We start from the raw sequence: 11,964 nt of genomic DNA, 5'->3' as shown, positions 1-11,964 counted from the left end.
CGCCCGCTCCACCCCTGCGGCCGGCGGAGCGCGTAGCCTGACAGCACCCGACGAAGGACGGACACCATGACCTGCCCTGCTCCCCCCGACGACGCGGACGCCCCCGGCGCCGACGCCCCGGATGCCGACGCCCCGGATGCCGACGCTCTCGGTGCCGACACTCTCGGTGCTGACGCTCTCGATGTGGTCGCCCCCGCGACCGTGGTCGACCTCGCGGCCGGGGCCGCCCACATCACGCCCGTGATGGTCGACGGCGAGGCACGCTACGCCGTGGACCTGCCCGACCAGCCCCTCGACGACGACGACGTGACGAGCCTGGCCGTGGCCCTGCAGGTCGCCCAGGCCGGGCCCGCCGTGCTCGTGGACGTCGAGGAGTACCTCGACTCCGCACTGGACGACGCACCGGACACCGGTGAGCCCCGGCCCTAGCCGTGCGGACCGGGGGACCGTGCGTCCGGTTCGGCTCGGTCGCGTCGTTCCGGCACCGGTGGCTCAACGCGCCGTCACAGTCGGCTGTTCCGCCGGCCGGGCCGCGTAGCGTGCCCAGCATGGACCAGCACATGCACCGGGCCGCGTTCGCCACCCGGGACCCCGCCGAGGGCGTCGCCGTGCTCGACCGGGTCTTCGCCGTGCGGGAGGTGCGCCGCAGCCCCGAGGAGCCCTTCCGGATGGAGCTCTCCTCGGCCGGCACGGGACCCGTGCGGCACGAGCGGTTGCGCCTGGGGGGGCTCCTCCGCCGCCGGCAGCACGGACGGCACCGGCGTGCTGCGCGTCGGCCACGTGCTGAGCGGGCACCTGACGGCGACCGGCCGCGGCGACCGCTTCGCCCACCGGGGACCGTTCCTGTTCCCGCGCCGCCCGTTCTCCAGCCGGTGGGCGGAGCTCGACCTCATGACGGTCTCCCTGCAGCCGGCGGCGGTGCAGGCCCATGCCCGGCGGCTGCTGGCCGACGAGGACTTCCGGCTGGAGTTCACCGGGGACCGGCCCGTGGACCCGGCCATGGCCCGGTACTGGACCGCCACCGTGCGGCACCTGGGGCGTGACGTCCTGCCGCACGAGGAGCTCATGCGGGCGCCGCTCGTGCGCGCCGAGGCCGTGCGGTGCCTGGTCACGGCGCTGCTGCAGACCTTCCCGGGCTCCTTCCTGGAGCGTTCCCGGGAGCGCACCGGCGGCCCCGCGGCCGCACCCTCCGCCGTGCGGCGGGCGCTGGCCTACATCGAGGCGCACCTGGACGAGGACATCGGCCTGGCCGAGATCGCGGCCGCGGCCCGGATGAGCCCCCGGGGCCTGCAGGCGGCGTTCCGGCGGGAGCTGGGCACCACGCCGACGCACCGGCTGCGGGACGCCCGCCTGGACGCGGCGCACCGTGCGCTGCTCGACGCCGATCCCGGCACCGGCACCACCGTGGAGACGGTGATGGCCCGGTGGGGCTTCGTGCACCGGGGGCGCTTCGCCGCCGCCTACCGCGAGCGCCACGGGTGCAACCCGGCGGCGACGCTGCGCGCCTGAACGGGCACCGGTGGTCCGGAAAGCGCACCGGCGGGAACGGATGCTGGCGGGGCGCCCCGCCCGGCCCCGACCATGGAGGAGCGGCCGGGGCCGGTCGCAGCACCATCATGCAAGGTCGTGACCACGGGTTCGGGGGCGGAGCCGGGGCACGGGGACGAGCCAGGGGGAGGCAACGATGGACGACGTCGCGCAGGCGGGAGCACGCCCAGAGGCCACGGGACCGGGGACCCGGTGGATCGCGGAGGCCACGGTCCGGACGGAGAGGCGGGTCGACGCCGGCACGGTCGAGGCGCTCGGCCGGGCCGGAGCGGTGGCCCGCTGCGCGGCCCGCAGCAGCGGGGCGCAGGGGCTCTCGGTGCGGATGGACGTCGAGTCGGAGAGCTGCGCCGGGGCCTACGGCGCGGCGCTGGCCCTGCTGGCCACCGTCATCCTGCCGCTGCTCGACGGCGCCGACCTGACCGATCTGCGGATCGTGCCGGGCGGCGAGCACCCCGGGGACCGGCACGGCGGCGCGGAGCAGGCCGCCGCCTGAGCCTCACCCGCCCCGGGAGACCCGGAGCCCGAGCCAGGCCGCGAGGTCCTCGAGCTGCTCGTCCACGGCCTCGGCCGTGGACGGGGAAAAGGGGACGTCCTCGTGCACCGCGGAGACGGTGAACGTGCCGCTGCCGCGGTCGGCCGCGGCGTCGACCTTCCCGATCAGCCGGTCGCCGTGCAGGACGGGCAGGGCGAAGTACCCCCACCGCCGTGCGGCGCGTGGCTTGTACATCTCCAGGGTGTACTCGAAGCCGAACAGGTCCTTGATCCGGGTCCGGTCGTGCACCAGCCGGTCGAAGGGCGACAGGAGCACCGTGCGTCCCGCGAACGGCCGTCCCAGCGCCTCCGGGTCCACCCGCCACGTGCCCGGGACGCCCTCGACGACCGCCTCGACCCCGACCTCCCCGAGGGCCAGCGGCTCCGCGGGCGTGCCGGGCGCGCCGGCCCGCACGATGCCCAACGAGCGCAGCCGCCGGGCGGTGCGCCGCCGCCGGGCCTCCTCCGGGGACAGCACCGGGGTGCCGGCCGGGTAGACGCGCTCGGCGAGGTCCCACAGCCGCTGCCGGCCCCGGCGGCCGGCCACGGCCACCTCGCCGCGCAGCATGAGGAACTCCAGCATCTGGGTGACGTTGCGGCTGTCGGTCCAGCCGGTGGACCGCCACGGCACCGCACTGGTGTCCGGGATCTCGCGGGAGAGCAGCGGTCCCGCCGCGCCCAGCCGCTGCAGCACGTCGCGGCGGAACCGGTCGTTGGTGCGCAGCCACTCCCGCGGCGCCTCGCGCGCGGGCCAGGCCGCCATGGCCGGCAGGTGCAGCGCCAGGTCCTCCATCGGGCGGACCATGGCGTTGTGCTCGAAGAGCGTGCGGTCCCGCTCCAGGGCCTGCTGCAGCTGCGCCGGCCGGTAGGCGCGGCCCAGCCGGCTCCACAGGATGAGGTCGGCGCTGGGCGCCACGGCGGCGATCGGGTCGATCTGCAGGAGTGAGAGCCCGCGGACCACGGCGAGCAGGTCGGCCGGCCGCGGTGCGTCCAGCAGCTGCGCGCGCACGGCGATGCGCCGGGCCTCGGCGGGGTCGAGGCGTAGGACGGTCATGCCCCGAGGATAGCCAGGACCGCGGACGCCCGGGCCGGGGCTCCGGCCCGCACCCGTCGATCGGCACCCCGCGAGCGGCACCGCCGGGCCGGGACAGCACGAAGGCCCCGGACCGATGTGGTCCGGGGCCTTCCTCTGGTTGCGGGGGCAAGATTTGAACTTGCGACCTCTGGGTTATGAGCCCAGCGAGCTACCGAACTGCTCCACCCCGCGGCGACTCGTCGAGTGTACGCGCTTCCGGACGGACATGCACATCGGGAGCGCACGGCCGGCGGTCGGGACCGTCGACCGCGCCACGGACGCCGGGCGACGGGAATGAGCGCGCTGCGCCCGTCGGGTGCGGCCCGGATCGGGCTCCGGCGACGTCCGGTGCGTCCGGAGGGCGGCGAGCACGTCGGAGGTGCGAGAGAATCGTCGGGTGGAGGATCTGCACGTGCCCCCGGGCCCCGGTGTGCCCCGCGGCCTCAGGGTGCCGGCGGGTGAGCTGGTCGAGCAGTTCTCCCACGCCTCCGGGCCCGGCGGCCAGGGCGTGAACACGACCGACTCGCGGGTCCAGCTCTCCCTGGACCTGGGCACCACGACCGCGCTGAGCGACGCCCAGCGCGCGCTCGTCCTCGACCGGCTCTCCGCACGGCTCTCGGGCACCGTGCTCACCATCAGCGCCGCGGAGCACCGGTCGCAGCGGCGCAACCGGACCGCGGCGAGAGACCGCCTGGCCGCGATGCTCCGCGAGGCCCTGGTGCCGGCTCTCGTGCGGCGGCCCACCCGGCCCACGCACGGCTCGCGGCGGCGCCGGCTCGAGGGCAAGCGCCGGCGCTCCGAGACCAAGCAGCAGCGCCGGCGCCCCGGGCCCGAGTGACCCGCGCCGGCGAGCGGCTCACACGTTGAAGCGGAACTCCACCACGTCGCCGTCGCGCATGACGTAGTCCTTGCCCTCGATCCGCACCTTGCCGGCGGCCTTGGCGTCGGCCATGGACCCGGCGGCGTCGAGGTCCTCGAAGGAGACGATCTCGGCCTTGATGAAGCCGCGCTCGAAGTCGGTGTGGATGACGCCGGCGGCCTGCGGGGCGGTGGCGCCCACGGGGATCGTCCAGGCGCGGGACTCCTTGGGCCCGGCGGTGAGGTAGGTCTGCAGCCCCAGGGTGGAGAAGCCGGTGCGGGCCAGCTTGTCGAGCCCGGCCTCGTCCTGGCCGGACATCTCCAGCATCTCCTTCGCCTCCTCCTCGTCGAGCTCCACGAGCTCGGCCTCGAGCTTCGCGTCGAGGAACACGGCGTCGGCGGGCGCCACGAGGTCGCGCAGCTGCTGCTGCTTCGCCGCGTCGCCGAGCACCCCGTCGTCGGCGTTGAAGACGTAGATGAACGGCTTGGCGGTGAGCAGGCTCAGGTCGCGCAGCTGGTCGAGCTCCAGCTTCTCCCGCTCGGCCGCCCCGAAGATGGTGTCCCCGCGCTCGAGGACCGTCTGCGCCTGCTGCATCGCGGCGAGCTTGGCCGGGTCGGCCTTCTTGATCTTGACCTGCTTCTCCAGGCGCGGGATCGCGTTCTCGAGGGTCTGCAGATCGGCGAGGATCAGCTCGGTGTTGATGGTCTCCATGTCGGAGGCCGGGTCGACCTCGCCGTCGACGTGGATGACGTCCGGGTCGTCGAAGGCGCGGACCACCTGGGCGATGGCGTGGGCCTCGCGGATGTTGGCGAGGAACTGGTTGCCCAGCCCCTCCCCCTCGGACGCGCCCTTGACGATGCCGGCGATGTCCACGAAGGACACGGTGGCGGGCAGGATCCGCTCGGACCCGTGGATCTCCGCGAGCCGGTCCAGGCGGGGGTCCGGCAGGTTGACCACGCCGATGTTCGGCTCGATCGTGGCGAACGGGTAGTTCGCCGCCAGGACGGTGTTGCGGGTCAGCGCGTTGAACAGGGTGGACTTGCCGACGTTGGGCAGTCCGACGATTCCGATAGTAAGAGCCACGGGAGACCATCCTACCGGGCGGCCCCGTGCGGTGCGCGCGTGGGCGCCCCACAGGACATCGCCCGGCGGCCGGTCCGTGCCCCGGCGGGACGCATGCGCCAGAGTAGGAGCATGCACACCACCACCGGGCCCGCGCCGACCGACGACGGCGCCGTGCCCGCGATCGAGGTCGTCGGCGCCCGCAAGCACTTCGGGCACGGCAGCCGCCGGGTGCAGGCCGTCGACGGCGTGGACCTGCGCATCGGCCGCGGCGAGGTCGTCGCGCTGCTGGGCCCCAACGGGGCCGGTAAGACCACGCTGCTGGACATGGTGCTCGGCTTCACCGACCCCGACGACGGCACCGTGCGCACCCTCGGCGCCGCGCCCCGCCGCAGCGTGCGGGCCGGACGGATCGGCGCCGTGCTGCAGACGGGCGGGCTGCTGGACGACCTCTCCGTGCGCGAGACCGTCGCGATGGTCGCCACCCTGCACCGGCAGCACCTGCCCGTGGACCAGGCGCTGGCACGGGCCGGCGCCGCGGACTTCGCGGGCCGGAAGGTCTCCAAGTGCTCCGGGGGCCAGCAGCAGCGGCTGCGCTTCGCCCTGGCGCTGCTGCCGGAGCCGGAGCTGCTGCTGCTCGACGAGCCGACCGCCGGGATGGACGTCAACGCCCGCCGGGAGTTCTGGACCGCGATGCACCAGGAGGCCGACCGCGGCCGCACGGTGGTCTTCGCCACCCACTACCTCGACGAGGCGGAGGAGTTCGCCGCCCGGACGGTGGTGATGAAGGGCGGGCGGATCGTCGCCGACGCCCCCACCGCGGAGGTCCAGTCCCTCGCCGGCACCCGGGTGGTCAGCTTCCGCTGGTCCGGGTCCGGGCCCGTCGACGTGCCCGGCGCCACGCCGCTGCCCGCCGTGGGCGCGCGCCGGCGGCTGACCGGCCCCGACACGGACGCCATCGCCCGCCGCCTGCTGGCGGACCCCGCGGCGAGCGACCTCGAGATCAGCCACGCGGGCCTCGAGGAGGCCTTCCTGGGCCTCGTCGCCGACTGAGCGCCCGCCCCGCACCCCGGCCCCGCCCACCCTCCGGAAGGTCCCCGCCATGAGCCTCGGCTACGCCGCCCACGACCTGCGCCGCACCGTGCGGATGGTCCCCACCTCGTTCTTCGCCGTGGTCCTGCCCCCGGTGCTGTACCTGATGTTCACGGCGCTGCAGGACTTCGCGGACCTGCCCGTGGGGCACGGCAACGCCGGCGGGTACAACATGATCTCCATGGCGGTGTACGGTGCGGTCACCGCCACCACCTCGATCGCCGGCTCCGCCGCGGTGGAGCAGGCCCGCGGCTGGGGGCGCCAGATCGGGCTGACGCCCGCGCCGCGGCACGGCTACGTGCTGGCCAAGGTGGCGGTGGCCCTGTCCGTGGCCGTGCTGCCGGTGCTGGCCGTGTACGCCGTGGGCGCCCTGACCGGCGCCGAGCTGGGCGGCTGGCGCTGGCCCGCCACGGGGGCGATCGTGGTGGCCGGCTCCTCCGTGTTCGCCCTGTACGGCCTGGCCGCCGGGCTGCTCTTCCGCTCCGAGTCCGCGGTCAGCGCCGCGTCGGGGCTGCTGGTGGTGCTCAGCTTCTTCGGCAACCTCTTCGTCCCGCTCACCGGGGTCATGCTCGACATCGCCCGGTTCACCCCGCTCTACGGCCTGGCCGGACTGGCCCGGTATCCGCTGGTGGAGGGGGACGTCGTCGCCACGAGCGGACCGCCCGTGGAGTCCGACCCCCTGTGGGCGCTGGCGCTCAACACGGGGGTCTGGGCGGTGGTCTTCGCGGTGGTCGTGCTGCTGGCCGTGCGCCGGACCACGATCCGCCGCTGACCGCCGGGCGCGCGGTGGCCGGCGGCGGCCCTGCCGTGCGGTGTCCGGGTGACGTGCCACACTGCTGGGCATGACCGTCAGCCTCGCCGTCGCCCTCGTCCTCCTCGCCCTGCTCGTGGGCGTCCTTCTCGGCGCCGCGGTCGCCCGGGCCCGCACCGGTCGGGACGTCCGGACCGCGGAGGAGGAACGGGCCGGGCTGCAGGCCGAGCTCGCCGCCGTGCAGGACCGGCTCGTGGACCTCGCCTCCGAGCGCGCCGCCGCCGTCGAGGCCCGGGCGCAGCTCGAGGACCGGCTGCGCGACGCCGACGCCCGCTCGGTGCAGGACAACAACGTGCTGCGGGCCCTGGCGCCGGTGGCCCACCAGCTGCGCTCGGTCGAGGAGCACGTGGCCGCGCTGGAGCGGGACCGCGCCGAGCAGTACGGCGGGATCACCCAGGCCCTGGCGCACACCCGGGAGGTCGGGGACCACCTGCGCACCGCCACCACCTCGCTGTCCTCCGCGCTGCGCTCGGGCTCCGCGCGCGGCACCTGGGGCGAGGTGCAGCTGCGCCGCGTGGTCGAGGCCGCGGGCATGACCGCCCACGTCGACTTCCGCGAGCAGGTCGCCTCGACCGGCACCACCGCCGACGGCGAGCGCAGCGCGATCCGCCCGGACATGGTGGTGCACCTGCCCGGCGGCCGGGACATCGTGCTGGACGCCAAGGCGCCCATGACCGCCTACCTGCGCGCCCAGGACGCCGGGGACGACGACGCCCGCCGCGCCCAGCTGAGCGCCCACGCCAAGGCCGTGCGCGGGCACGTGGACGCGCTGGCCTCGAAGAAGTACTGGGAGGCGCGGGACGCCTCGCCGGAGCTGGTGCTGTGCTTCCTGCCCGCCGAGTCGGCGCTGTCGGCGGCCCTGGACACGGACCCGACCCTGCTCGACCACGCGGCGGGCCGCAACGTGGCCCTCGTCTCCCCGGTCTCGCTGCTGGCCTCGCTCAAGGCCGTGGCGTTCACGTGGCGCCAGCACGGGCTCGCGGAGAACGCCAAGGAGCTCTTCGACCTCTCCCGCCAGCTCTACGAGCGGCTGGGCACGGTGGGCAAGCACCTGGACGACATGGGGAGGTCGCTGCAGAAGTCGGTCGAGACGTACAACCGGCTGGCCGGCTCGGTGGAGACCCGGGTGTTCCCCACGGCCCGGCGGATCAACGACCTCGACCCCACCCTCGCGCCGGACGACCGGCTGAGCACCCGGCCCCTCGTGGTGGCGCCGCGTCCGCTCACCGCCCCGGAGTTCACCGAGGCGCAGTCCACCGGGGCGGAGTCCACCGGGGCGCAGTCCACCGCGCCGAAGGTCGCCGCGCCGGAGGTCACCGGACCGGAGCCCGGCGCGGCGCGGATCGCGGCCGCGGAGCCGAGCGGGACGCGGTTCGAGGGGGCGGCACGGGAGCCGGGACGCGTGCGGTCCGCCGAGTCCGCGGACCGCCCCGCACCGGGGCGGGCGGGCGCCGGCGCGGACCGGGCGGCCGGCTGAGCCCCGGCGCAACGAGGGCCGGGGCTCAGCGGACGGGGAGCAGGACGCGCCTCAGCGCGTGGGGCGGGCCCCGCGGCCGCCGAGGCGGTGGGAGGTGTCCCCGGCCGCGGTCAGGCGGGCGCGCAGCTCCTTGGGCAGGGAGAACAGGACGTCCTCCTCGGCGGTGACGACCTGCTCCACCTCGCCGTAGCCGTAGTCGGCCAGCAGCCGCAGCACGTCCTGGACGAGCACCTCGGGCACCGAGGCGCCGCTGGTCACCCCGACCGTGGCGACGCCCTCGAACCAGGCCTCGTCCACCTGGTGGGCGAAGTCCACGCGCTCGGCCCGGCGGGCGCCGTACTCCAGGGCGACCTCCTTGAGCCGCACGGAGTTCGAGGAGTTGGCGGAGCCCACCACGATCACGAGGTCGGCGTCCGGGGCGATCTTCTTGATCGCGGTCTGCCGGTTGGAGGTCGCGTAGCAGATGTCGTCGCTCGGCGGGTCCTGCAGGGACGGGAAGCGCTCGCGCAGCCGCTGCACGGTCTCCAGGGTCTCGTCGACGCTGAGAGTGGTCTGGGACAGCCACACGACCTTGTCGGGGTCGCGGACCACGACCTGGTCGACCTCGTCGGGGCTGTTGACCACCTGGATGTGCTCGGGGGCCTCGCCGGAGGTGCCCTCGACCTCCTCGTGGCCGTCGTGGCCGATGAGCAGGATGTCGTAGTCGCTCCTCGCGAAGCGCACGGCCTCGCGGTGCACCTTGGTGACCAGCGGGCAGGTGGCGTCGATGGTGCGCAGCTGCCGGTCCTCGGCCGAGCGGACGACCGCCGGGGAGACCCCGTGCGCCGAGAAGATCAGCAGGGAGCCCTCGGGGACCTCGTCGGTCTCGTCGACGAACACGGCGCCCTGCTCCTCGAGGGTGCCGACCACGAACTTGTTGTGCACGATCTCCTTGCGCACGTACACCGGGGCGCCGTAGTGCTCGAGCGCCTTCTCCACGGCGATCACCGCGCGGTCCACCCCGGCGCAGTAGCCGCGGGGGGACGCGAGCAGGACCTTCTTGGGTCCGTCGACGGGGGCGGCGGCGGCCACGTCGGCAGGCGAGCGCCGCTGACGGGGGACGGTGGGCATGGAGAGCGCAACGGTGGTCGGCATGGCCTCCATGCTACGCGGTGGGCCGGACACCGCGCCGTGATCCGCCCGACACCGCGATCGCTCCCACGAGGCCCACGACGCCCGTGATCCCGGCGGCCCAGGCGGCCGTGGCCATGTGCTCGCCGAGGGAGCCGGTGAGCAGGGTCAGCACGCGGTCGGCGGCGAGCCGGACCACCGGGTCCGAGCCCAGCACGCCGGAGGCCCGCTGCACGCTCTCCTCCACGACCAGCCACACGACGCCGAGACCGGCCAGCGAGCCGAGCCCCAGCACGGCCAGGGTGGCGAGGCGGTGCCGGGTCACCAGCAGCGCGAGCACCGCCAGGGCCGCGGCGACCCAGGTCAGCGGCACGGCCAGGTCCGTGAGCCGGGTCCCCGCCGCGATCAGGCGCCCGGTGTTCGACCCCGGCACGGTGATCGTGCTCTCCCGGTCCGCCAGTCCGACGTCCACGCCCACGGCCCGCTGCACGGCCGCGTCCACCTCCTGCAGGACCGGGCCGATGTCGAGCACGAGGTGCTGGGGCGGGGCGTCCGCCGCTCCGTCGGCGGGGACGTTGGCCTCGTGGGTGCGGGCGAGCGACTCCGTCCACGCGCGCCGGTAGGCGGGGTCGGAGGTGAGTCCCGCCGCGACGTCCGCGGCGCGGCGGACGGCGTTCTCGAGCATCCGGTCGAGGAAGCCGACCCCGGTGGCCCGCTCCCCCACGATCCGTTCGGCCGCCTGGTCCACCGCGGTGCGGGCCAGCTCCTCCTGGAACGGCTCGTCCTCCGCCAGGGTGCCCACCACCTGGGTGAACCCGTCCTTCGAGACGAGGGTGTCCTGGGCCCAGTGCAGCGGCACGAGAACGGCCACGAGCGCGGCGGCGGTCAGGCCCAGGACCGTGCCGAGGCCGGTGCGCAGGACGGTGGCGGAGCGTCGTCGGGGACGGTGTCCGGAGGTGGGGGGCGCGGAGGACGTCACGGCACCACTGTACGGGCGGGGGCCGCGCGCGGCGGTCCTCGCCGGGTGGTAAGCATGGGACATGACCTATCTCGAGCCGCAGGAGGACGTGCCCCCGGGCGGTGGACGCGAGCTGCCCGCGCGGGCGGACCGGACCACCCCGGAGAACCCCTGGCCGCTGCGGATGCTCTCGGAGAACCTGCACGCCTACATCGCCCGCTGCGCCCCCACGTGGGTCGAGGGCCAGATCATCGAGCTCAACAAGCGCGCGCGCGTCACCTACGTGACCCTGCGCGACGTCGAGGCGGAGATCTCCGTGCCCGTGACCCTCTTCGCCAACGAGACCGCGCACCTGGACCGCCCGCTCGAGAAGGGCATGCGGGTGGTCGCCCAGCTCAAGCCCGACTTCTGGGCCAAGACCGGCCGGCTGTCCATGCTCGGCCGCGGGATCCGGCCGGTCGGGCTCGGGGACCTCCTGGAGCGGCTCGAGCGGCTGCGCCGGGCCCTGGCCGAGGAGGGCCTGTTCGACGCCGGGCGCAAGAAGCCGCTGCCCCTGCTGCCCCGCCGGGTCGGGCTGGTCACGGGGCGCAACTCGGACGCCGAGAAGGACGTGATCCGCAACGCCTCGCTGCGCTGGCCGGCCGTGCACTTCGAGGTGCGCGAGGTCGCCGTGCAGGGCTCCGGGGCGGTGCGGGCGGTGACCCAGGCGCTGCGCGAGCTCGACGGGACGGACGAGGTGGACGTCATCGTGATCGCCCGCGGCGGCGGGTCCTTCGAGGACCTGCTGGCCTTCAGCGACGAGGCCCTGATCCGGGCCGTGGCGGCCGCGCGGACGCCGGTGGTGAGCGCCATCGGGCACGAGAACGACCAGCCGCTGCTGGACTGGGTGGCCGACCTGCGGGCCTCGACGCCCACGGACGCCGGCAAGCGGATCGTCCCGGACGTGGTGGAGGAGCGCGCCGGGGTGGTCCGGGCCCGGGCGTCCCTGGACCGTGCCGTGCGCGCCTTCCTGGACCGGGAGGCCGCGGGCCTGGCCGGGATGCGCTCCCGCCCGGCCCTCGCCCAGCCCGAGGACATGATCCTGCTGCGGGAGGAGGACGTCGACCGGTGGCGCACCCGGGCGCTGTCGGCCGTGGACTCCCGGGCGCTGCGGGAGCGGGACGCCGTGCGGCACCTGCGCGCCCGCGTGCGCGCCCTGTCCCCGCAGGAGACGCTGCAGCGCGGCTACTCCGTGGTCCTGGACGCCTCCGGCGCGGTGGTCACCGACGCCGCGGCCGTGCGCGCCGGGGACCAGCTGGCGGTGCGCCTGGCCGCCGGGGAGCTGGGCGTGCGCACCGAGACGGTCTCCGCCCGCCGCCCGGGAGAGCACCCCGGCGGCGCCTGAGCCCGGGCGCGCCCCGGGCCCGGCACGCCGCCGGGGCCGGGAGCGGCTCCCGGCCCC

General features: G+C 75.5%; 12 protein-coding genes and 1 tRNA gene. 8 read left to right on the top strand and 5 right to left on the bottom strand.

Annotated elements, in window-relative coordinates:
* The first annotated feature begins 66 nt into the window (after positions 1-66).
* From ABL57_RS00540 to ABL57_RS00530, 3 genes are all read left to right on the top strand, one after another.
* The gene (locus ABL57_RS00540) at positions 67-429 is read left to right on the top strand and encodes a hypothetical protein (protein ID WP_047801501.1); all 363 of its coding nucleotides are present in this window, start codon (positions 67-69) and stop codon (positions 427-429) included.
* Between the two features lie 333 nt (positions 430-762).
* Positions 763-1,509: a helix-turn-helix domain-containing protein gene (locus tag ABL57_RS00535; protein ID WP_053004667.1), complete on the top strand. Its 747-nt coding sequence runs from the start codon at positions 763-765 to the stop codon at positions 1,507-1,509.
* Positions 1,510-1,684: 175 nt separating this feature from the next.
* Positions 1,685-2,041 carry a hypothetical protein gene (locus tag ABL57_RS00530; protein ID WP_047801500.1) on the top strand — a complete coding sequence of 119 codons (357 nt, stop codon included), beginning with the start codon at positions 1,685-1,687 and terminating at the stop codon, positions 2,039-2,041.
* Between the two features lie 3 nt (positions 2,042-2,044).
* On the opposite strand, the gene ABL57_RS00525 is transcribed toward ABL57_RS00530, so the two are convergent.
* Together ABL57_RS00525 and ABL57_RS00520 are read right to left on the bottom strand one after the other, a co-directional pair.
* Positions 2,045-3,133, bottom strand: coding sequence for a DNA glycosylase AlkZ-like family protein (locus ABL57_RS00525; RefSeq protein ID WP_047801499.1), 1,089 nt, complete (start codon positions 3,131-3,133; stop codon positions 2,045-2,047).
* 136 nt (positions 3,134-3,269) lie between these two features.
* Positions 3,270-3,346: transfer RNA gene (locus ABL57_RS00520), tRNA-Met, on the bottom strand.
* A gap of 205 nt (positions 3,347-3,551) precedes the next feature.
* Between ABL57_RS00520 and arfB the strand changes: the two genes are divergently transcribed.
* Positions 3,552-3,992, top strand: coding sequence for an alternative ribosome rescue aminoacyl-tRNA hydrolase ArfB (arfB, locus tag ABL57_RS00515; protein ID WP_047801498.1), 441 nt, complete (start codon positions 3,552-3,554; stop codon positions 3,990-3,992).
* A gap of 18 nt (positions 3,993-4,010) precedes the next feature.
* Here arfB and ychF read toward each other — a convergent pair whose 3' ends face one another.
* The gene (ychF, locus tag ABL57_RS00510; protein ID WP_047801497.1) at positions 4,011-5,096 is read right to left on the bottom strand and encodes a redox-regulated ATPase YchF; all 1,086 of its coding nucleotides are present in this window, start codon (positions 5,094-5,096) and stop codon (positions 4,011-4,013) included.
* Between the two features lie 111 nt (positions 5,097-5,207).
* Here ychF and ABL57_RS00505 point away from each other — a divergent pair, with 111 nt between their 5' ends.
* The 3 genes from ABL57_RS00505 (at position 5,208) to ABL57_RS00495 (ending at position 8,455) form a co-directional block, all read left to right on the top strand.
* Positions 5,208-6,128 (top strand): ABC transporter ATP-binding protein, encoded by a 921-nt coding sequence (locus ABL57_RS00505; protein WP_047801496.1) that lies wholly within the window; start codon positions 5,208-5,210, stop codon positions 6,126-6,128.
* Between the two features lie 49 nt (positions 6,129-6,177).
* On the top strand, positions 6,178-6,939 hold the full coding sequence (locus tag ABL57_RS00500) for an ABC transporter permease (RefSeq protein ID WP_047801495.1): 762 nt from the start codon (positions 6,178-6,180) through the stop codon (positions 6,937-6,939).
* A 70-nt stretch (positions 6,940-7,009) separates the two neighbouring features.
* Entirely contained in the window at positions 7,010-8,455 is a 1,446-nt protein-coding gene (locus ABL57_RS00495) for a DNA recombination protein RmuC (protein WP_082157131.1), read from the top strand.
* Between the two features lie 51 nt (positions 8,456-8,506).
* Here the strand turns inward: ABL57_RS00495 and ABL57_RS00490 are convergent, their stop codons facing one another.
* Together ABL57_RS00490 and ABL57_RS00485 are read right to left on the bottom strand one after the other, a co-directional pair.
* Positions 8,507-9,589, bottom strand: a complete 1,083-nt coding sequence (locus tag ABL57_RS00490) for a 4-hydroxy-3-methylbut-2-enyl diphosphate reductase (protein WP_047801521.1) — start codon at positions 9,587-9,589, stop codon at positions 8,507-8,509.
* A gap of 10 nt (positions 9,590-9,599) precedes the next feature.
* On the bottom strand, positions 9,600-10,544 hold the full coding sequence (locus ABL57_RS00485; RefSeq protein WP_047801494.1) for a hypothetical protein: 945 nt from the start codon (positions 10,542-10,544) through the stop codon (positions 9,600-9,602).
* A gap of 61 nt (positions 10,545-10,605) precedes the next feature.
* On the opposite strand from ABL57_RS00485, the gene xseA reads away from it, so the two are divergent.
* A complete protein-coding gene (xseA, locus tag ABL57_RS00480; RefSeq protein WP_047801493.1) occupies positions 10,606-11,907 on the top strand; it encodes an exodeoxyribonuclease VII large subunit in 1,302 nt (433 codons plus the stop codon).
* Positions 11,908-11,964 lie beyond the last annotated feature (57 nt).

The organism is Kocuria sp. SM24M-10, from assembly GCF_001027955.1.
In the GTDB taxonomy this organism is placed as follows: Bacteria; Actinomycetota; Actinomycetes; order Actinomycetales; family Micrococcaceae; genus Kocuria; species Kocuria oceani.
Note: the sequence above shows the minus strand (reverse complement) of the source record. Positions and strands in the feature narration are given on the sequence as shown.